Here is a 19,900-nt window from a genome sequence, read left to right on the forward strand (position 1 = left end):
CGGGCCCGCCCATGAGGCAGCTCGGCGGCGGCGGTTAGCTCGAAGGAGTGGCGGCCCGTTCCGGACGGCGATGGACGTCCGGAACGGCGCCGGGGTCCGGCGGGGAGCCCGTTGGCGAGCTTCACCCCGGCGGGGGAGAGATCATCCCGCTGCCGGTTGCGCCTACCCTACCCCCCTAGGGTATAAACGACGCATGAGCGAACAGACCTACACCGTGGCCGGCATGACCTGCGAGCACTGCGTCCGCTCGGTCACCGAGGAGATCGGCGGGCTCGACGGCGTCACCGGCGTCGTCGTGGACCTGCCTGCCGGGACGGTGACCGTGTCCGGCAGCAGGGACATCGACGTCGCGGACGTGCGCGGCGCCGTCGAAGAAGCCGGTTACGAGCTGACCGCCTGAGCCGCGGCAGCTCCTCCCCCTGCGAGGACACACGCACATGAACACAGCAGCGAAGCTCTCCGCCTACGGTGCGGCGCTCGTCCTGGCCGCCGGTGGCGCCTGGGCGACCGGCACCGCTGTCGGTCCCTTCACCGGCGCGGCCGGAGTGCACGGCGGCGAGAACGCCGGGCACGGGGACGTCCACAGCGGCACCGTCGCGGAGGCCGCGACCACCGACGAGCCCGGCGGGCTCGCGTCGTCCAGGGGCGGCTACACCCTCACGCCCACCAGCACGACGCTCACCCCCGGGACGACCACGCCCTTCACCTTCCGCATCACCGGCCCGGACGGGCACGCGGTGACCGCCTTCGACGTCGAACACGAGAAGCGGCTGCACCTCGTCGTCGTCCGGCGGGACACCGCCGGGTTCCGGCACGTGCACCCGGACCTCGCGGCCGACGGCACGTGGAGCGTGCCGCTGCCGGTCGCGGAGGCGGGCAGCTACCGCGCCTTCGCCGACTTCAAGCCGGCCGGGGGACCGGCCACCACACTGGGCGTAGACCTCGTCGCGCCGGGCGACTTCCGGCCGGTGGACCACCCGCCGTCGAAGACGTCCACTGTGGACGGCTATCGGGTCCGGCTCGACGGCGAGCTCGTGCCCGGCCGCACGTCGAAGGTGACCGTCACGGTCACCGAGGACGGCAGGCCCGTCACCGACCTGCAGCCCTACCTCGGCGCGTACGGCCACCTCGTGGCCCTGCGCGGCGGGGACCTCGCCTACCTGCACGTCCACCCCGACGGTGCACCCGGCGACGGCCGGACCCCCGCGGGCCCCGCGGTGACGTTCCACGCCGAAGTCCCCTCGGCCGGCACCTACCGGCTGTTCCTGGACTTCCGGCACGCGGGGCAGGTCCGCACGGCCGAGTTCACCGTCGACGCACGAGAGGAGGACGGCGCATGACCACCGAAGCCGGGCACCCCCGGGTCGTGACCGGTGAGGTCGAGCTGGCGATCACCGGCATGACGTGCGCGTCGTGCGCGATGCGGATCGAGCGGAAGCTCAACAAGCTGGACGGCGTCACCGCCACGGTCAACTACGCCACCGAAAAGGCGAAGGTCGTCTTCGCCGGTGACGTCGAGCCGCAACGGCTGGTCGAGCAGGTCGAAGCCGCGGGCTACGGCGCCACGCTGCCCGCGCCGAAGACCGAGACGCCCGAGACGCCCGCGACATCCGGGGAAGACGACCCGGCCGCGGCGTTGCGGGAACGGCTGATCGTGTCGGCGCTGCTGTCGCTGCCGGTCGTGCTGACGGCGATGGTGCCCGCGTTGCAGTTCACCTACTGGCAGTGGATTTCCCTGATGCTCGCCGCACCGGTGCTGGTGTGGGGCGCGTGGCCGTTCCACCGCGCCGCCTGGGCGAACCTGCGCCACGGCGCCGCGACGATGGACACGCTGATCTCGCTCGGCACGCTCGCGGCGTTCCTCTGGTCGCTGTACGCGCTGCTGTTCGGCACCGCGGGCGTGCCGGGGATGAAGCACCCGTTCGAGCTGACCATCGAGCGGATGTCCGGCGACGGCAACATCTACCTCGAGGTCGCGGCCGGCGTGACGACGTTCATCCTGGCCGGGCGCTACTTCGAGGCCCGCTCCAAGCGCCGCGCCGGCGCCGCCCTGCGGGCCTTGCTCGAGCTGGGCGCGAAGGACGTCGCCGTGCTGCGGGACGGCCGTGAGCAGCGCGTTCCGGTCGACCGGCTGCAGGTCGGGGACCGGTTCGTCGTGCGGCCGGGTGAGAAGATCGCCACCGACGGCGTGGTCGAGGACGGCAGCTCGGCGGTCGACACGAGCATGCTCACCGGCGAAAGCGTCCCGGTCGAGGTCGGCTCCGGGGACACCGTGGCCGGCGCGACCGTCAACGCCGGCGGCCGCCTGGTCGTGCGGGCGACGCGGGTCGGCTCCGAGACCCAGCTCGCGCGGATGGCGAAGCTGGTCGAGGACGCGCAGACCGGCAAAGCACAGGTCCAGCGGCTGGCCGACCGCGTGTCGGCGGTCTTCGTCCCGATCGTGATCGCTCTGGCCGTGGCCACCCTGGCCTTCTGGCTCGGCGCGGGCGGCACGGCGTCGGCGGCCTTCACCGCCGCGGTGGCCGTGCTGATCATCGCCTGCCCGTGCGCCCTCGGGCTGGCCACGCCGACCGCGCTGCTGGTCGGCACCGGCCGCGGCGCGCAGGTGGGCATCCTGATCAAGGGCCCCGAGGTGCTGGAGTCGACCCGGCGGGTGGACACCGTGGTGCTGGACAAGACCGGCACCGTGACGACCGGCCGGATGGCGCTGGTCGAGGTGCACCCCGCGGACGGCGTCGAGGCGAACGAGGTGCTCCGGCTGGCCGGGGCGCTGGAGAACGCGTCCGAGCACCCGATCGCGCAGGCCATCGCCCGCGGCGCCCGGGAAAGGGTCGGCGACCTGCCCGAGGTCGAAAGCTTCGCGAACCTCGAAGGGCTCGGTGTCCGGGGTGTCGTGGACGGTGCGGCGGTGCTCGTCGGCCGGACGGCGCTGCTGGAACAGGGGAGCCTGCGCCTGCCCGGCGAGCTGGCCGACGCCAAGGCCGCGGCCGAACGGCTCGGCCGGACGGCGGTCGCGGTCGGCTGGGACGGCCGGGCCCGGGCGGTGCTGGTCGTCGCGGACACGGTGAAGCCGACTTCGGCCGAGGCGGTCGCGAAGCTGAAGGCGCTCGGGCTGTCCCCGGTGCTGCTGACCGGGGACGGCAAAGCCGTCGCGGAGGCGGTGGCCGCCGAGGTCGGGATCGAGCGGGTGATCGCCGAAGTCCTGCCGCAGGACAAGGTCGACGTCGTCCGGCGGCTGCAGGAGGAGGGCAAGGTCGTGGCCATGGCCGGCGACGGCGTCAACGACGCCGCGGCCCTGGCCCAGGCCGATCTCGGCCTGGCCATGGGCACCGGGACCGACGTCGCGATCGAAGCCGCCGACCTGACCCTGGTCCGCGGCGACCTGCGCGCGGCCGTGGACGCGATCCGGCTGTCGCGGCGGACGCTGCGGACGATCAAGGGCAACCTGTTCTGGGCCTTCGCCTACAACGTCGCCGCGCTCCCGCTGGCCGCGGCGGGCCTGCTGAACCCGATGATCGCCGGCGCGGCGATGGCGTTCAGCTCGGTGTTCGTGGTCACGAACAGCCTTCGCCTGCGCGGATTCCGCTCGACGTGACCGCTCCTGCCGTCAGGGAGCGCGACGGCCTTGGGCGACGCCGGCGAAGAACGTGCGGCCGCCCATGGTCATCGCCGGCTGGAACTCGCTCATCAGCTGCGTGCGGATCGGCGAGTCCGCGAACCGCGGCTCGAGCTGGAACTCCGCGGCGATCGACCACCAGGTGACCGGCACGACGCCGGACAGCACCATGCGCTGGATCGCCGTGTCGTGGGCCTCCTTGCTGGTGCTGGCGGTCGCGTCGGCCACCACGTACGTCTCGTAGCCGGCGCGCAGGGCACCCAGCGCCGTCTGCAGGACGCACCCGTCGGTGGCGATCCCGCCGATCAGCAGCCGGCGGCGGCCGGTGGCCTCGACGGCGGCTCGGAAGGCGGGGTCGAGGAACGAGTCGAAGGCGGTCGCGCGCTCGATGACCGGCTGGTCGCCGAGCGCGGCGAGCAGTTCGGGGTAGAGCGGCCCGGACGGCTTGGCGGGCTCGCCGTTCGTGACGACCAGGCCGGCGCCGTAGAGCTTCGCGGTCTTGGCCAGGCCGACCACGTTGTTCACGTGCTCGCGCAGGTCGTGCGAGCGCAGGAGGTTCGCGAAGCCGACCGCGTAGTCGACGAGCACGACGGTCGCGTTGTCGGGGGACAGGGGTTCGAGGTTCATGCCGATTCCTTTCGGGTGAGGCGGGTGGCGGCGCGGACCGCGGGCGCGATCTCGCTGCCCAGCCGGTGTACGGATTCGCGCACCTGCCCGGGCGGCAGGCCGCCCCAGTCGGCGAGCAGCTGCACGCGGTCGTAGCCGACGACTTCGTGCAGGCGCACGAGCTTGTCCGCCACGTGTTCGGAGGTGCCGATCATCAGCGGCCGGTCCGGCCCGGCGCCTTCGGCGAAGTCCGGGCGCGACACGGTGTACCCGCCGCCGCCGGGCCGCTTGGGCCGCAGGAAGTCGTGGTAGTGGCGGTAGGTCGAGGCCGCCTCTGCCGCCGAGGCCGCGCCGAAGTAGTGCGCGGCGACACCGAGCCGGAGCCGGTCGCCGTGGCCCGCCTGCCGTCCCGCGGCGCGGTAGAGGTCGGCGAGCTGCCGGAGGTGGCCGGGGTGGCCGCCCAGGTAGCCGAGGATCAGGGGGAGCCCGAGTGCGCCGGCTCGCGCCACGCTCGACGGCGAGCCGCCCGCACCGATCCAGACCGGGAGGGACGCGCTCCGGGGCACCACGACCGCCCGCTCCAGCGGCGGCCGGTCCCGGCCGCGCCAGGACACCTCGGGTTCGTCGCGCAGCCGCAGCAGCAACCCGAGCTTCTCGGCGAACACCTCGTCGTAGCGCTCGATGTCCACCCCGAACAGCGCGAAGGGCTCCGGGTAGGCGCTGCGGCCGACGGTGATCTCCGCGCGGCCGGCGCTCAGCAGGTCCAGCGTCGCGAAGTCCTGGTACACGCGGACCGGGTCGTGCACGCTGAGCACCGTCACGCCGCTGGTCAGCCGGATCCGGGAGGTCCGCGCGGCGACCGCCGAGAGCACGGGCACCGGCGACGAGACGGCGAAGTCCGCGCTGTGGTGCTCGCCGACGCCGAAGACGTCGAGACCTTCCTCGTCGGCCTGCACGCCCAGGTCCACGATCTGCGCCAAGCGGGCGGCTTCGGTCACTTCCCGGCCGTCCACCGTGCGCGGCTGCCGGTCGGCCAGGGTCGCCACGCCGATCTCGACGCTCATCGCCGCGTGCCGCTTTCGTCGTCCATGGCTTCTCCTCCGTTCGGGAAATCTGGAAGGGGTCTTCCGTTTCACCTACGGTACGCTATCCGGAAGACTCCTTCCAGATCGAGGTGAGTGAGCCGTGACACCCGGTCCCCGGCGGCCCCGCGCGGATGCCGCGCGCAACCGCCAGCGCCTGCTCGACGCCGCGGAGGCGGTGTTCGGCGAGTCCGGCATCGACGCCCCGATGAGCGAGGTGGCCCGCCGGGCCGGCGTCGGCATCGCGACCCTGGCGCGCAACTTCCCGGCCCGCGAAGACCTGATCGCGGCCGTCTTCGGCCCTTCGATGACGGCCTACGCGGACACCGTGGCCGCCGCCGCGGCCGACCCGGACCCGTGGCGGGCGTTCTGCGGCTTCATCGAACACGTCTGCCGCATCCCGCAGCGCGACCGCGGCTTCGGCCAGGTGCTGACGACGATGTTCCCGGGCGTGGAGCCCCTCGAATCGGAACGCCAGCGTGGCCTGCGCGAGTTCATCCGCCTGGTGCGCCGGGCCAAGGAGGCGGGCGGCCTCCGTGCGGACTTCTCCCCGCACGACCTCCCGCTGCTCATGCTGGCCACGGGCGCGGTGACCCGCCCCGCAACCCCGGCACTGGCCGCGGCGGCCGACCGGCTCGTCGGCTACCTCCTGCAGGCGTGCGCCGCGGGGAACACCGATCCGCTGCCGGGCCTGCCGCCACCGCGGGAGCTGTACCGGGCGCTGGAGATCAGCCAGCGCCACTGACCGGTGGCCGATCGCTGAGGGCAGGTTCAGGCGCGGGTGTCGAGGACGACGCGGAAGCGCGCGTCGCCGGACATCATCCGCTCGTAGGCGGCCGGTGCCGCCGACAGCGGCATGATCTCGTTGCGGCTGCGGATGCCGCGCTCGTGAGCCAGCCGGAGGCTGTCCTCGTTCTCGATCGCCGGCGTCCGGACCTTGATCGGGTCCGGCGCGGCGCCGACCACGACCAGCTGCCCGCGGGTGCCTGATCCGCCCACGCGCGTGTGGGTGACTGGGCGCTGCTCGCCGTGCCCGGGTCGGCGGAGCCGCCCCTCGGCCGGTGCGTCCCCCGGGGGCCCCACCGATGAGAAATCCCGCGCCGGATCGTCGGTTCAGGTAGCCCCCGTACCCCGTGGAAGGATGGCTGACCATGACCGAGGCCAGGCCGCTCGGCGCCGATGAGGCCGCGTTCATCGCGGCGGCCCTCTCGGGCGACCCGGCGCGGTTCGCGCTCGTCACCGAGCGGCACCGGCGTGACCTGCAGCTCCACTGCTACCGGATGCTCGCGAACTACGAAGACGCCCAGGACCTGACCCAGGAGACCTTCCTGCGGGCGTGGCGCAGGCGGGAGTCGTTCCGGGGTCACGCCGCGCTGCGGACCTGGCTGTTCCGGATCGCGACGAACGCCTGCCTCGACTTCCTGGACAAGCGCCACGACCGCGCGCCCCTGCCTGCCGAGGCCCCGGAGGTGCTGTACCTGCAGCCCTACCCCGACCGGGTGCTGCCCGAGGATCCGCAGGAATCGGTGGTGGCGCGGGAGACGATCGAGCTGGCGTTCGTCGTCGCCGTCCAGCACCTGCCGCCGCGGCAGCGGGCCGTCTTCATCCTGCGTGACGTGCTCGGCTGGCCGGCGTCGAAGGTCGCCGGGGCCCTCGAGCTGACCGTCGCGTCGGTGACCAGCGCGCTGCAGCGGGCGCGGGTGACGGTGCGCGAGCGGCTGCCCGGCCGCCGCCTCGACTGGCGGAGCCCCGCCACGCACGAGCTGTCGGACGGCGAGCGTGCGGCGGTGAAGTCCTACATCGACGCCCACGAGCGCAACGACCTGGCCGGGCTGAGCTCCCTGCTGCGCGACGACCTGCGCTTCGCGATGCTGCCCGAGCGCGGCACCGGCACCACGACGGCCGAAGACGCGGTGAACGGCTGGGTCTCCGGCGGGCTCTTCCGGCCCGGCCACGACGACTGGCGCGGGATCGCCACGACGGTCAACCGGATGCCGGCCGCCGCGCTGTACCTGCGCGCCCCCGGCGAGCCGGAGCACCGGCTGTTCGCCGTCGCGGTCCTGCATGTCGTCGACGGCAGGATCGCCGAGCTCACCGGGTTCGCCGCCGGCGGCACACCGTGGCCGGGCCTGCCGCCGGCGCTGTGACCGGCCTCGACCGGCCTCAGTGCCTCGTCGCGTACCGCGTCAGCACCACGCCGCCGGGGAAGGTCCGCGTCTCCAGCAGGGTCAGGTTCACCCGGCTGTCCAGCGCGGTGAAGAACGGCGTGCCGCCACCCACCAGGACCGGGTGGGTGGCCACGGCGTACTCGTCGATCAGCCCGGCCCGCATGGCCGCCCCGGCGAGCGTGGCGCCGCCGATGGTCATCGGGCCGCCGTCGCCGTTCTTGAGCCGGGTCAGCTCGGCGACCGCGTCGCCGGTGACCAGGCGGGTGTTCCAGCCGGCCTCGTGGAGCGTCGAGGAGAACACCACCTTCGGCGTGTCCCGCCAGTTCCGCGCGAACGCGATCTCCGCCGGGGTCGCGCCGGGCTGCCGGTCCGCGGTCGGCCAGAAAGAGCTCATCGTCTCCCAGAGCTTGCGCCCGTACAGCGTCAGCTCGCTCGCCCGCTCCTGGTCGAGCCACCACCGGAACAGCTCCTCGCTCGGTGGCCCGCTCCAGCCGATGTCGTCACCGGGCGCGGCGATGTAGCCGTCCAGGGTCAGGTTCATGCCGAAGATCAGTTTCCGCATCGTGCCTCCCGTGCGTCGTTCTCACCCGTGAAAGACGGCTGAGGCGCGGGAAACTCATCGGTGCGTCCGCGGGCGGGTCCGGCTCAAGTATCCGGCGTCGGCTCCTCCGAGAGCCAGGCGAGCGCCTCGGCGACGGTTGGCTTGACGGTCATGGCGCGGTCGAGTGCGGTGAGCTGCAGGTGCCGGAGCACCGTGCGCTGGGCGCAGACCAGGCAGAACGCGATGCCCGCGGAGTCCGCTGCGTGCGCGAAGATCTGGAGGGCCGCGAGGCCGGAGGAGGAGAGAAAGCCGACCTGGTCGAGGTCGGCGATGACCGCGGCCGGCGAGCCGGCGAGGGTCGATTCGAGGTGCTGGGCGAAGGCACGCGCCGTGGCGAGGTCGATCTCGCCCGACACGGCGGCCAGCACCACGCCGGCGTCGCGGGTGATGGACACGGCGATTCTCCCGTGGCCGCTCAATACTCTGTCGTGGAAGCAATCCCGCATTGCCGTGCTCCTTGTCGTCCGGGACTTCTTTCGTGGTGGCGTGGGCCGGGTTCAGGCGGCGCTTTCGTGGTTTTCGAGCCCCACGGCCTTGCGCAGCTGGGCGCAGTCGCGGTGCAGCTGCGGGTGGTCGTCGGAGAGGTGGGCCATCAGGTCGCACAGGCCCGCGGCGATGGCGTTGAGCTTGTGCTGGGTGGCGTCGTCGGAGCGTTTCTGGGTGTTCTGCAGCAGGGCGACGAGCAGGAACGTCACGATCGTGGTCGCGGTGTTGATGATCAGCTGCCACGTGTCGAAGCTCGGCAGGATGAGGAACGACGGTGCCCACAGGACGACCAGCAGGACACAAAGGACGAAGAACCACGCGCGTGAGGTGAATTTGCTGACGACGCTGGCGAACCGGTCGAACGGTCCGAGCTGCTCATTCACGTCCGAAGGCATGGTGGCCGGTCGGGAAGATGGTGAAACGGTCACGTCGGCGAACTCCCTCGGTGGGTCAGTACCGTCCGGTCGCCGGCGTGCGCGCGGCCGGGATCCGGTACGTCCAGTGGGGTTCCCGGCGTTCCCGCCGCGACCGCCGGACCAGGACCAGCAGCCACAGCACGCCGATCAGCGCGATCACGCCCAACCCCACCCAGGTCGTCACGGTGTACACCGTTGTCACGTCCTCGGGTGGGACGACGAGGCCGCGCGGGTCGAACTGCGCCACCTGCCCGTACAGCACCAGGGTGATCACGAGCGCGATGGCCGACATCGAGTCCCACAGCGCGTGCAGCAACGCGACGCCGAGGAACGCGAGCGCCAGGCGCAGGCTCAGCACGAAGTGTTCGCGCGTGCTCCACGCGAACAGCAGCCCGCCCAGGATGGCGGTCCACAGCCCGTGCCCGACCGGCGCGAGCAGCCCGCGCAGCAGTTCGGTCGTGACCAGGTCGTCCAGCGACAGGCCGCGCGCGGTGAACAACGACGTGAGCGCGTAACCCGCGGATTCGAAGGCGGAGAAGCCGAAACCGACCGTCGCGCCGAGGATGATCCCGTCCCGCATGGACTTCACGGCCAGCCGGCGCGTGAGGAGAGCGAGCGCGATCAGCTTGACCGCCTCCTCGATCAGCCCGACCCCCACGTACAGCCACATAGACGGGTACAGCAGGTAGGTCTCCAGCACCGAAGCGCCGAGGACGCCGAGCACCCCGCCGACGAAGAAGGTCCGGAACACCAGCTCGGCGGTGATCTCCCCGGAGTCACGGCGCTCGAACGCCCACGCCACGAACGTCACCGGCACCAGGAAGCTGCCGAGCAGCACGAGCGTCGGCAGCAGGTTCGGGTTGCCGGTCGCGTACGTCACGACGACCGACAGCACCCACAGCAGCAGGCCGATCGCGAAGATCTGCAACCACGCCCGCCGGTGGGGGCGGCGGCTCACGGTGGTCATCGGCGCCTCCCGAACCGCTCGCCGCGGCCGGTGGCCGCGGTGTCGACGAACGCGCGGAACCGGGCGGGGGAGCCGGGTTCGGCGACGCCGTCGAACCCCTGCGGGCAGCGCAGCGCCGCCCACCGCGGCTGTCCGCCTTCGGCATCCACGCGGTAGAGCGCGAAGATCTCGGCGAGCGGCTCGTCGTCCAGCTCGTACAGCACCGGTGGCGTCAGCCCGATCAGCTCCAGCTCCCCGCCGGCGGCCGTCAGCCGGTCGCCGAAGCGGCGCAGCAGGCCGAGCAGGTCGTCGCCGGGCCGCTCGACCCCGGACAGGTCGACGACGAAGTTCCGGGAGCCCGCGTGGACCAGCCCGGCCAGGTACCCGGCAAGAGTCCGCAACGCCGGTGCGTCCGCCCGCCCGGCGATCGCGACGACGGTGTAGCTCCCGGGGTGCAGGGTCGAGCTGATGGTGAGTTCGTGCGGTGGCGCCACCTGGCCGATCAGCCGGTCCAGTTCCGTGAGCGCGAGGGAAAGCCTGGTGGTCATGGGAGTCCTCCCGGTTCGGCGAGTTCTTGTGCGAGGCGCTCGTGCACCAGCCGGACGGCCATCGCCCCTTCGCCCGCCGCCGAGGCCACGCGCTTCACCGAGCCGTGCCGGACGTCGCCGACGGCGAACACGCCGGGGCTGCTCGTTTCGAGCGGCAACGGCCTGTGGGAGCCTCCCGCGTCCGCGCCCGTGAGCACGAACCCGTCCTCGTCGAGCGCGACGTGGCCGGACAGCCAGCGCGTGTGGGGTGCCGCGCCGATGAAGACGAACAACGCGCGGGCGGCGAGCCGGTGCCGCTCGCCGGTGCGGTTGTCCTCGACCTCGACGCCCGACATCGTCTTGCCGTCCTCGTCGACGTCGCGGACTTCGGTGTGCAGGTGGACCTGGATCCGCGGGTGCCGCTCGACCTGGTCGACCAGGTACCGCGACATGTCCGCGCCGAGGTCGCCGCCACGCACGAGCAGGTGCACCACGGGCGAGGTCTGGGCCAGGAACACCGCGGCCTGCCCCGCGGAGTTGCCGCCGCCGACCACCGCGACCGGGTCGGCCTGGCACTGCCGGGCCTCCTGCGGGGTCGCGGCGTAGTACAGGCAGGTGCCTTCCAGGTGTTCGAGCCGGGGGAGGGGCAGCCGCCGGTACCGGGCGCCGGTCGCGATGATCACCGTCCGGGTGACGATTTCGGTGCCGTCGTCGAAGCCCACCGCGTACAGCCCGCCCTGCGGGGTGAGCGTGCGGGCCTCGCCAGGAACCACGACCCGGACGCCGAACTTGTCCGCCTGGATCACCGACCGCTCGGCCAGTTCCGCGCCCGAGATCCCGGACGGGAAGCCGAGGTAGTTCTCGATCCGGGACGTCGTGCCCGCCTGCCCGCCCGCGGCGACGGCGTCGAACGCCGACGTCGCCAATCCTTCGGAGGCCGCGTAGACGACGGCCGCGAGCCCGCCGGGTCCGGCGCCGACCACGAGCACGTCGCGCACGCCGACCGGGAGCTCCTCGTGCCGCAGCCCCATCGCGGACGCCAGTTCGGTGTTGCTGGGGTTGCGCAGCACCCCGGCGCCGGGCAGCACCACCACCGGGGTCTCGTCGACCGTGACGCCGAGCCGGCGCAGCAGCTCCTCGGCTCCGTGGTCCTTGTCGAGGTCGTCCAGCCGGTACGGGAGGCGGTTGCGGGCCACGAACTCCAGCAGCCGCCGGGTGTCCGGCGAGTAGCACGAGCCGACGATCCGCAGCCCGTCGCCGGAGCCGATGATGACCGCGCGGCGGGCGAAGTAGGCGTGCAGGATCAGATCGCCGAGGACCGGGTCGCCGAGGACGAGCTGCCTCAGCTTGCCGGCTCCGATGGCGAGCACCTCGCCGGGTTCCGCGACGACGGCGGAGAAGAACGACGGCTGCCCTTCGAGCAGGCCCAGCTCGCCGAGGAACCGTCCCGGCCCGTGCACCCGCACGGTTCTGGTTTCGTCCCCTTCGCGGTGCTGGATGGCGACCTTGCCGCTCAGGACGACGTAGAAGTCCGTGTCCCGTTCCCCTTGGGCGTAGAGCACGTCCCCCGGCCGCACCGGACGGCGCTCGCCCGCGTCCGAGAGCTTCTCGATCTGCTCGCGGGTCAGCCGGGGGAACGCGCCGTGCGGATCCGGGGTCTCGACGAGGTCCTGCGCCGCGACCGTCATACGAACGCCTCGTGCACGTAGCACCAGCGCCAGTTCTCCCCGGGCTCGAACGAGCGCACGATGGGGTGGCCGATGGCGTGGGCGTGCCGGCTCGCGTGCTTCATCGGGGACGAGTCGCAGCAGCCGACGTGCCCGCAGGTCAGGCACAGCCGCAGGTGCACCCACGCGGTCCCGGCCGCGAGGCACTCTTGGCAGCCTTGCGGTGTCCGGGGCACCACGTCCCGGACGAGGGCCAGGTGCGGGTCGATGACGGTGGTCATTTCTTCGCCTCCTCCGGCGAGTCCAGTGCTTGGTCGAGCCAGTCGCGCAGCACGTTCTCCGGTGCCGCGCCTGCTTGCCGCCGGACGACCTCGCCGTGGCGGAGCACCAGCAGGGTCGGCACGGCCATGACCTCGAACCGGCGCGCCACGCCCGGCGCCCGGTCGACGTCCACTTTGACGAGCTTCACCTTCCCGGCCCGCGCGCGGGCGAGCCGGTCCAGTGCCGGGCTCACCGACCGGCAGGGGCCGCACCAGGTGGCCCACAGGTCGACGAGCACCGGGAGGCCGGCCTGCTCGGCGATCGGCGCGAAGTCGTCGTCGCCCGCGTCGACCACCCACGGCAGCGGCCGGTGGCAGTTACCGCACCGGGGCGATCCGTCCGCGGCGGCGGGAATCCGGTTGGTCTTCCCGCAGTGTTCGCAGGTGACGGTGACGGTCTTCATGCGGCTTCCTCCGCGGGGGCCCGGAAGTCGACGGTCAGGTCGCCGTCGGCCGCGTCGACCACGATCACCAGGCCCTCGGTCAGCTCGCCGCGCAGCAGCGCGCGGCCGATCCGGGTCTCGACCTCGTGGGAGATGTAGCGGCGCAACGGCCGGGCGCCGTACACCGGGTCGAACCCGCGCTCGGCGATGAACCGCCGCGCGTTTTCGGTCAGCTCCACCGTGACGCCCTGCTCGGCCAGCCGGCGGCGCAGCTGGTCGAACTGCAGGTCCACGATCCGCTCGATCTCCGGCAGCGCCAGCGGGGTGAACAGCACGATGTCGTCGAGGCGGTTGAGGAACTCGGGCCGGAAGTGGTGCCGCAGCTCCGCCAGCACCGCCTCGCGGGCTTCCGCCTTGATCTCCCCGGACGAGGTGACGCCGTCGAGCAGGTGCTGCGAGCCGATGTTGGACGTCATGATGATCACCGTGTTGCGGAAGTCGACCAGCCTGCCCTGCGCGTCGGTGATCCGGCCGTCGTCGAGCACCTGCAGCAGCGTGTTGAACACGTCCGGGTGCGCCTTCTCGATCTCGTCGAACAGCACCACCGAGTACGGCCTGCGCCGCACGGCTTCGGTGAGCTGGCCGCCCTCGTCGTAGCCGACGTACCCCGGCGGCGCGCCGAGCAGCCGCGAGACCGTGTGCCGCTCCTGGTACTCGCTCATGTCGAGCCGGACCATGTTGTCCTCGCTGTCGAACAGTGCCGCCGCCAGGGTTTTCGCCAGCTCGGTCTTCCCGACGCCGGTCGGGCCGAGGAAGAGGAACGACCCGATCGGCTTGCGCGGGTCGCGGATGCCGGACCGGGCGCGGATGATCGCGTCGGCGACCAGCCGGACGGCCTCGTCCTGGCCGATGACCCGCTCGTGCAGGATCTCGTCCAGCCGCAACAGCTTCTCGCGTTCGCCTTCCTGCAGCCGGGAAACCGGGATGCCGGTCCACTGCGAGACGATCTCGGCGATCTCGTCCTCGGTGACGACCTCGCGCAGCAGCCGCTTCTCGCCCTGCTTGCTCGCCAGCCGCTCCTCTTCGGCTTCGAGCTGGCGTTCCAGCTCGCGGATCTCGCCGTAGCGCAGCTCGGCGGCGCGGTTGAGGTCGTAGTTCCGTTCCGCCTCTTCGGCTTCGTGGCGGACTCGCTCCAGTTCGGACCGCAGCTCCTGCACGCGCCGGATCGCCTGGCGTTCGGCGTCCCACTGCGCCTTCTTGGCGTCGGTTTCGGCCCGCAGGTCCGCCAGCTCCCGGCGCAGCTCTTCCAGCCGCGCCTTGCTCGCCTTGTCGGTTTCCTTGGCCAGCGCGGCTTCTTCGATCTCCAGCCGCGTCAGGCGCCGGGTGAGTTCGTCGAGTTCGGCGGGCATCGAGTCGATTTCCGTGCGCAGCCGCGCGCACGCCTCGTCGACGAGGTCGATCGCCTTGTCCGGCAGGAACCGGTCGCTGATGTAGCGGTGCGACAGCACGGCCGCGGCGACGAGCGCAGCGTCCTGGATCTTGACGCCGTGGAACACCTCGAGCCGTTCGCGCAGCCCGCGCAGGATGGAGATGGTGTCCTCGACGGCCGGTTCGGGCACGACGACCGGCTGGAACCGCCGTTCCAGCGCGGCGTCCTTCTCGATGTGCTTGCGGTACTCGTCCAGCGTGGTCGCGCCGATCATGTGCAGTTCGCCGCGGGCCAGCATCGGCTTGAGCATGTTGCCGGCGTCCATCGCGCCTTCGGTGGCGCCCGCGCCGACGATCGTGTGCAGCTCGTCGACGAACAGGATGATCCGGCCTTCGGCCGCCTTGACCTCGCCGAGCACGGCCTTGAGCCGCTCTTCGAACTCGCCGCGGTACTTGGCCCCGGCCACCAGCGCGCTCAGGTCGAGCGAGAAGATCGTCCGGTCCCGCAGGCCCTCCGGCACGTCGCCGCGCACGATCCGCTGCGCCAGCCCCTCCACGATCGCGGTCTTGCCGACGCCGGGATCGCCGACGAGCACCGGGTTGTTCTTAGTCTTGCGCGAGAGGATCTGGACGACGCGGCGGATCTCGGTGTCCCGCCCGATCACCGGGTCGAGCTTGCCGGCGCGCCCGTCGGCGACCAGGTCGCGGCCGTACTTCTCCAGTGCCTCGTAGGCACCTTCCGGCGTCGCCGACGTGACGCGCTGGTTGCCGCGGACCTTCGTCAGCGCGGTCAGGAAGGAGTCCCGGGTCACGCCGTGGTCGCGCAGGATCCGCCCGGCCGCCGACGCCGTCCCCTCCTCGGCCAGCGCCAGGACCAGGTGCTCGACGGAGACGTACTCGTCCTTGAGCCGCCGGGCTTCCCGCTCCGCCGCGTCGAGCAGCCCGGCCAGCCGCCGGGTGACGTAGACCTGCCCCGGCGTGGCCCCGGGCCCGGTCACCTTCGGCCGCCGGGCCAGCTCGGCCTCGACGGCGGTGCGCAGTGCGTCGACGTCCGCGCCGGTCTGCGCCAGCAGCCGCGGGACGAGCCCCTCGGGCTGGTCGAGCAGGGCGAGCAGCAGGTGCTCGCCGTCGGTTTCGGTGTGGCCGAGGCGGCCGGCGACGCTCTGGGCCTCCTGCAGCGCTTCCTGCGACTTCTGGGTCAGCTTGCTCATGTCCATCGCCGGGGGCTCCTGACTCGGGCTTCGAGGACGTCGATGCGGTCGAGCAGGTCCAGCACCAGCCCGAGCGCGGCGTAATTCACCGACAGCGTGGCGCGCAACCGCTGGATCCGGGCCAGTCTGGCCACAGTGGACGGTGGGAAGCACGGGCGCCCGTTCGCGTCCGGGGTCGTCTCCACCAGGCCGAGGGCCGCGAACCGGCGGAGCAGCTCGGGGTGCAGCCCGGTGCGCGCGGCCACGGTCTCGAGGTCGAGCCGGGCCGGGCGGACGAGCACGTACCGCGCCATCAGGTCCTCCTGGGATCGAAGTCGGACGCCGCGGCGAGCTCTTCGAACAGCTCGCGTTCGCGCTTGGTCGGGCGTTTCGGCACCATGATCCGGACCTCGGCGTAGAGGTCACCGGGCTTGCCCTTCGGGTTCGGCATGCCTTCCCCGCGCAGCCGGAGCCGCCGTCCGCTGGACGACCCGGCCGCGACGCGCGCCTTCACCTCGCCGCCGGGGGTGGTGATCGGGACCGTGGCCCCGAGCGCGGCCTCCGACGGCGTCACCGGCAGTGTCACGTGGATGTCGCGCCCGTCCAGGCGGTACCGGCGGTCCGGCCGGATGCGGACGACGAGGTAGAGGTCGCCGGGGGCGGCGTTGCCGGAGCCGCGCCCGCCCTGCCCGGCCAGCCGGATGCGCTGCCCGTCGAGCACCCCCGGCGGGATCTTCACGTCGTATTCGCGGTCGCCGCCGAAGTTCAGGTGCCGCTGCCCGCCGCGGTAGGCCTCCTCGACGGTCAGCTCGAGCTCGGCCTCCTGGTCCGCGCCCGGCACCGGGCCGCCGCGCCCCCGGCCGGCGAAGAGACCGCCGAGGAGGTCTTCGAGGTCGACACCCTCGAACCCTTCGAACCCACTTCCTTCGAACCCACTGCCGTCGAATCCACTACCGGAGGTGCTGTACCGGACCCGGCCGCCGCGCGGTCCGGCGCCGGCGCCGACGCGCTGCTCCCAGTCGTCGGGCACCTGCCGGAAGTCCGCACCGAACCGGTCGTACTTGCGTCGCTGCTCCGGGTCGGACAGCACCTGGTAGGCCTCGCTGACCTCCTTGAACCGGTCTTCGGCCTTGGGGTCCTTGTTGACGTCCGGGTGGTTCTCGCGGGCGAGCTTCCGGTACGCCCGCTGGATCTCCTCGGTGCCGGCGTCCCGGCCGACGCCGAGCGCGGCGTAGAAGTCCCGTGCCACGCGCTCACCCCCGCGACTTGGCCACGGCGACCGCGGCCGGCCGCAGCTGCCCGCCACCGGTCCCGTACCCCGGCCGGACCACCCTGGTCACCGTGTTCGGCTCGGCACCCGGCTCGTCGACGACCGCGACCACCTCGTGCCGGGCCGGGTCGAACGGGACGCCGCTCTCGGCGTCCCGCTCGTACCCGAGGCCGGCCAGCAGCTGCACGGCCTGGTCGCGGATGGCCAGCACGCCCTGCACGACGGCGGTGGGGTCGGCTTCGGCGTGCGAGAGCGCCAGTTCCAGGTTGTCGACGACGGGGAGGAAGGCCGCGGCGACCCGGGCCCGTTCGGCCGCGCGCTCGGCGCGCAGCTCCGCCGCGTGCCGCTTGCGCAGGTTGTCGGCGTCGGCCATCGCCCGGCGCCAGCGGTCCTCGCATTCGGCCGCCTTCGCCTCGAGCTCCTGGAGCCGGTCCGGCCCCACCGCCGGGACGGGTGCGTCCTGGGGGCCGGACTCGGCACCCGTCCCGGCGGCGTCCACGGAGGATGTCCCCGGCTCCGTGGATTTTCCTGTGGTGGCCATGGTTTCCTCACGCCCGATCGAAGTCGGCGTCGATCACGTCGTCGTCCTCGGCCGGCTCTCGCTGCGGCGGCGGAGGACCGCCGTCCCCGCCCGGCCGGGCCGCGGTGAGCCCGGCCAGCACCTGCTGCAGTTCCGAGGTCAGCTCGCGCACCCGGTCCAGCGGCGCGTTCGACTGGACGGCTTCGCGGGCGTCGGTGATCAGCATTTCCGCGCGTGCCTTCTCGTGCGCCGGCGTCTGGTCGGTGATCGCCTTCTCGGCCTGGTAGGCGACGCTGTCCAGCAGGTTGCGCGCCTCGACCTCCTCGCGCAGGCGTTCGTCGTCGGCGCGGTTGCGCTCGGCCTCGCTGACCATCCGCTCGATCTCGGACTTGTCGAGGTTCGAGCTCTCGGTGATCGTGATGCCCTGCTCGGCGCCGGTGTCCTTGTCCCGCGCGGTGACGTTGACGATGCCGTTCGCGTCGACGTCGAAGGTCACCTCGATCTGCGGCTCGCCGCGCGGTGCCGGCCGGATGTCCTTGAGCTGGAACCGCCCGAGCACCCGGTTGTCGGCCGCGCGCTCGCGCTCGCCCTGCAGCACCACGATGTCGACGGCGGGCTGGTTGTCCTCCGCAGTGGAGAAGACCTCCGTGCGCCGCGCCGGGATCGTCGTGTTCCGCTCGATGATCTTCGTCATCACGCCGCCGCGGGTTTCCACGCCGAGGGACAGGGGAGTGACGTCGAGCAGCAGGACGTCCTTGACCTCGCCCTTGAGCACCCCGGCCTGCACGGCGGCGCCGAGCGCGACGACCTCGTCCGGGTTGACGCTCATGTTCGGGTCCTTGCCGTTCGTCAACCGGCGGACCAGGGCTTGCACGGCGGGGATCCGGGTCGAGCCGCCGACCAGGATGACCTCGTCGATGTCGTTCGCGCTCACCTTGGCGTCGGACATCGCTTGCTGAACCGGGCCGAGGCAGCGCTCGACCAGGTCCGCGGTGATCTGCTCGAACTCCGAGCGCCGGATCGTCGCGGTCAGGTGCTTCGGCCCGCTCGCGTCGGCGGTGATGAACGGCAGGTTGACACTCGTCTGGGCGACCGACGACAGCTCGACCTTGGCCTTCTCCGCCGCCTCGAACAGCCGCTGCAGCGCCTGCGCGTCCTGCCGCAGGTCGATGCCGTTGTCCGCGGCGAACTTGTCGGCGAGGAAGTCGACGAGCCGCCGGTCGAAGTCGTCGCCGCCGAGGTGGCTGTCGCCCGCGGTGGCCCGCACCTCGACCACGCCGTCGCCGACGTCGAGCAGGCTCACGTCGAACGTGCCGCCGCCGAGGTCGAAGACCAGCACGGTCTCGTGCTGCTGGGAGTCCAGCCCGTAGGCCAGTGCGGCGGCGGTCGGCTCGTTGATGATCCGCAGGACGTTCAGCCCGGCGATCTTCCCGGCGTCCTTGGTCGCCTGCCGCTGGGCGTCGTTGAAGTACGCGGGCACGGTGATCACGGCCTCGGTCACCCGCTCGCCGAGGTGCTTGCCCGCGTCGTCGGCCAGCTTGCGCAGCACCTGCGCGCTGATCTCCTCCGGCGAGTAGAGCTTGCCGCGGATGTCGAAGCGGACGACACCGCCCTCGCCTTCGACGACGTCGAACCCGACCGCCTTGGCCTCGTCGGACACCTCGTCGAACTTGCGGCCGATGAACCGCTTCGCCGAGTAGATGGTGCCCTTCGGGTTGAGGATCGCCTGGCGGCGGGCGAGCTGCCCGACCAGCCGTTCACCGCTTTCGGTGAACCCGACCACCGACGGGGTGGTCCGTGCTCCCTCCGAGTTGGGGATGACCCGTGGTTCGCCCGCTTCCCAGACGGCGATCACCGAGTTGGTGGTGCCGAGGTCGATCCCGACCGCCTTGGCCATCACACACCCCCCGGCGCCGGGGGCAGCTGCGCCAGCAGCGCCCGTGCGTCGTCGGCGACTTCGGCGTCGGCGACGACCTCGTAGCGGGTGGGCGCCATCGCGCGGACCGACGCGAAGTCGCGGCGGCCGCCCTGCAGCGCGTGCGCGACCAGCCCGAAGATCGCCCCGACGACCGCGCCGAAGACCAGCCCGTAGAGGGCGAGCGTCAGCGTGGCGAGAACCGGGGTGAACCAGTTGAACAGGCCGAACAGCCACCCGATCAGGAGCCCGCTCAGCGCTCCGGAACCGGCGCCGCGCAGGGCGGCGCCGCCGAGGCCGAGCCGGCCGATGACCTGCTCGACCAGCTGCACGTCACGGCCGATGATGGCGGTCCGCTGGACCGGAAACCCTTGGTCCGAGAGGTAGTCCACGGCGCGCTCGGCGTCGCGGTAGTCGTCGTAGGAAGCGATCGGGACGCGTTCGGGAGCGTGGCGTGGGGTAGGCGCGGTCGCGCCCGGCTGTGCGGTCATGGCTCGCCTCCGGTTGTTCGCGTGGTGTTCGTTCCGGGCTCGGGCGGGCGACCGGATCGTCCCAACGGGAGTGTCCGGTCGGAACCGATTCCGCGGGAATTGCCCTGCGGACAGGCTTTTCGCTCTCCGCTTCCGGCGTTCGGCGACGGGGAACCTGTCCGATGTGTTCCACCGTGGCAAAGGCACGCCCGGCCCGCGTGCGCCCCGCAGGCTGAATTTCCGGGAGCCTTGTCGGCCCGGCGGAACAGGTCCCGGCGGCGTAGGGTGC

The 19,900-nt window shown here is 72.4% G+C and carries 22 protein-coding genes; 5 read left to right on the forward strand and 17 right to left on the reverse strand.

Translation table 11 applies throughout. The features are described from left to right. Positions 1-193 precede the first annotated feature (193 nt). The 3 genes from ABZX11_RS25935 to ABZX11_RS25945 are packed head-to-tail and all read left to right on the forward strand — an operon-like array spanning position 194 to position 3,595. Positions 194-400 (forward strand): heavy metal-associated domain-containing protein, encoded by a 207-nt coding sequence (locus ABZX11_RS25935; protein WP_354917322.1) that lies wholly within the window; start codon positions 194-196, stop codon positions 398-400. A 37-nt stretch (positions 401-437) separates the two neighbouring features. Further along, on the forward strand, positions 438-1,340 hold the full coding sequence (locus tag ABZX11_RS25940; protein ID WP_354917325.1) for a hypothetical protein: 903 nt from the start codon (positions 438-440) through the stop codon (positions 1,338-1,340). Continuing rightward, entirely contained in the window at positions 1,337-3,595 is a 2,259-nt protein-coding gene (locus ABZX11_RS25945; protein WP_354917328.1) for a heavy metal translocating P-type ATPase, read from the forward strand. Before ABZX11_RS25940 ends, ABZX11_RS25945 begins: the two co-directional genes overlap by 4 nt. Before the next feature lie 12 nt (positions 3,596-3,607). Here ABZX11_RS25945 and ABZX11_RS25950 read toward each other — a convergent pair whose 3' ends face one another. Beyond that, the gene (locus ABZX11_RS25950; RefSeq protein ID WP_354917331.1) at positions 3,608-4,243 is read right to left on the reverse strand and encodes an isochorismatase family protein; all 636 of its coding nucleotides are present in this window, start codon (positions 4,241-4,243) and stop codon (positions 3,608-3,610) included. Further along, complete coding sequence (locus tag ABZX11_RS25955) at positions 4,240-5,286, reverse strand: LLM class flavin-dependent oxidoreductase (protein WP_354917334.1); 1,047 nt, start codon at positions 5,284-5,286, stop codon at positions 4,240-4,242. Before ABZX11_RS25955 ends, ABZX11_RS25950 begins: the two co-directional genes overlap by 4 nt. Positions 5,287-5,407: 121 nt before the next feature. Here ABZX11_RS25955 and ABZX11_RS25960 point away from each other — a divergent pair, with 121 nt between their 5' ends. Then, the gene (locus tag ABZX11_RS25960) at positions 5,408-6,049 is read left to right on the forward strand and encodes a TetR/AcrR family transcriptional regulator (RefSeq protein ID WP_176176911.1); all 642 of its coding nucleotides are present in this window, start codon (positions 5,408-5,410) and stop codon (positions 6,047-6,049) included. 26 nt (positions 6,050-6,075) lie between these two features. On the opposite strand, the gene ABZX11_RS25965 is transcribed toward ABZX11_RS25960, so the two are convergent. Beyond that, complete coding sequence (locus ABZX11_RS25965; protein WP_354917337.1) at positions 6,076-6,303, reverse strand: hypothetical protein; 228 nt, start codon at positions 6,301-6,303, stop codon at positions 6,076-6,078. A gap of 152 nt (positions 6,304-6,455) precedes the next feature. Between ABZX11_RS25965 and ABZX11_RS25970 the strand changes: the two genes are divergently transcribed. Further along, positions 6,456-7,451 (forward strand): RNA polymerase subunit sigma-70, encoded by a 996-nt coding sequence (locus ABZX11_RS25970; protein ID WP_354917340.1) that lies wholly within the window; start codon positions 6,456-6,458, stop codon positions 7,449-7,451. A 16-nt stretch (positions 7,452-7,467) separates the two neighbouring features. Here ABZX11_RS25970 and ABZX11_RS25975 read toward each other — a convergent pair whose 3' ends face one another. From ABZX11_RS25975 to ABZX11_RS26040, 14 genes are all read right to left on the reverse strand, one after another. Continuing rightward, positions 7,468-8,034 carry a dihydrofolate reductase family protein gene (locus ABZX11_RS25975; RefSeq protein ID WP_354917343.1) on the reverse strand — a complete coding sequence of 189 codons (567 nt, stop codon included), beginning with the start codon at positions 8,032-8,034 and terminating at the stop codon, positions 7,468-7,470. A gap of 83 nt (positions 8,035-8,117) precedes the next feature. Beyond that, positions 8,118-8,468: an STAS domain-containing protein gene (locus ABZX11_RS25980; RefSeq protein ID WP_176176914.1), complete on the reverse strand. Its 351-nt coding sequence runs from the start codon at positions 8,466-8,468 to the stop codon at positions 8,118-8,120. 102 nt (positions 8,469-8,570) lie between these two features. Beyond that, on the reverse strand, positions 8,571-8,942 hold the full coding sequence (locus tag ABZX11_RS25985) for a low affinity iron permease family protein (RefSeq protein ID WP_354917346.1): 372 nt from the start codon (positions 8,940-8,942) through the stop codon (positions 8,571-8,573). Positions 8,943-9,009: 67 nt separating this feature from the next. Further along, positions 9,010-9,942: a PrsW family glutamic-type intramembrane protease gene (locus tag ABZX11_RS25990; protein ID WP_354917349.1), complete on the reverse strand. Its 933-nt coding sequence runs from the start codon at positions 9,940-9,942 to the stop codon at positions 9,010-9,012. Further along, the gene (locus ABZX11_RS25995; protein WP_354917352.1) at positions 9,939-10,469 is read right to left on the reverse strand and encodes an STAS domain-containing protein; all 531 of its coding nucleotides are present in this window, start codon (positions 10,467-10,469) and stop codon (positions 9,939-9,941) included. Before ABZX11_RS25995 ends, ABZX11_RS25990 begins: the two co-directional genes overlap by 4 nt. Next, positions 10,466-12,136, reverse strand: coding sequence for an FAD-dependent oxidoreductase (locus ABZX11_RS26000; protein WP_354917355.1), 1,671 nt, complete (start codon positions 12,134-12,136; stop codon positions 10,466-10,468). The genes ABZX11_RS25995 and ABZX11_RS26000 overlap by 4 nt, the downstream gene beginning before the upstream one ends. Continuing rightward, complete coding sequence (locus tag ABZX11_RS26005; RefSeq protein WP_176176918.1) at positions 12,133-12,396, reverse strand: UBP-type zinc finger domain-containing protein; 264 nt, start codon at positions 12,394-12,396, stop codon at positions 12,133-12,135. The genes ABZX11_RS26000 and ABZX11_RS26005 overlap by 4 nt, the downstream gene beginning before the upstream one ends. Continuing rightward, positions 12,393-12,839 (reverse strand): thioredoxin, encoded by a 447-nt coding sequence (gene trxA, locus ABZX11_RS26010; RefSeq protein ID WP_354917358.1) that lies wholly within the window; start codon positions 12,837-12,839, stop codon positions 12,393-12,395. The genes ABZX11_RS26005 and trxA overlap by 4 nt, the downstream gene beginning before the upstream one ends. Continuing rightward, on the reverse strand, positions 12,836-15,463 hold the full coding sequence (clpB, locus tag ABZX11_RS26015; protein ID WP_354917360.1) for an ATP-dependent chaperone ClpB: 2,628 nt from the start codon (positions 15,461-15,463) through the stop codon (positions 12,836-12,838). Before clpB ends, trxA begins: the two co-directional genes overlap by 4 nt. Continuing rightward, positions 15,454-15,750, reverse strand: a complete 297-nt coding sequence (locus tag ABZX11_RS26020) for a chaperone modulator CbpM (protein ID WP_354917362.1) — start codon at positions 15,748-15,750, stop codon at positions 15,454-15,456. The genes clpB and ABZX11_RS26020 overlap by 10 nt, the downstream gene beginning before the upstream one ends. Then, positions 15,750-16,685 (reverse strand): J domain-containing protein, encoded by a 936-nt coding sequence (locus ABZX11_RS26025; RefSeq protein WP_354917364.1) that lies wholly within the window; start codon positions 16,683-16,685, stop codon positions 15,750-15,752. Before ABZX11_RS26025 ends, ABZX11_RS26020 begins: the two co-directional genes overlap by 1 nt. Before the next feature lie 4 nt (positions 16,686-16,689). Then, on the reverse strand, positions 16,690-17,205 hold the full coding sequence (locus tag ABZX11_RS26030; protein WP_354917367.1) for a nucleotide exchange factor GrpE: 516 nt from the start codon (positions 17,203-17,205) through the stop codon (positions 16,690-16,692). Between the two features lie 49 nt (positions 17,206-17,254). Continuing rightward, on the reverse strand, positions 17,255-19,123 hold the full coding sequence (gene dnaK / locus ABZX11_RS26035) for a molecular chaperone DnaK (RefSeq protein ID WP_354917370.1): 1,869 nt from the start codon (positions 19,121-19,123) through the stop codon (positions 17,255-17,257). After that, a complete protein-coding gene (locus ABZX11_RS26040) occupies positions 19,123-19,632 on the reverse strand; it encodes a general stress protein (protein WP_354917372.1) in 510 nt (169 codons plus the stop codon). Before ABZX11_RS26040 ends, dnaK begins: the two co-directional genes overlap by 1 nt. Positions 19,633-19,900: the final 268 nt, after the last annotated feature.

It is taken from the genome of Amycolatopsis sp. NPDC004169 (assembly GCF_040610315.1).
Classification (GTDB): Bacteria; Actinomycetota; Actinomycetes; order Mycobacteriales; family Pseudonocardiaceae; genus Amycolatopsis.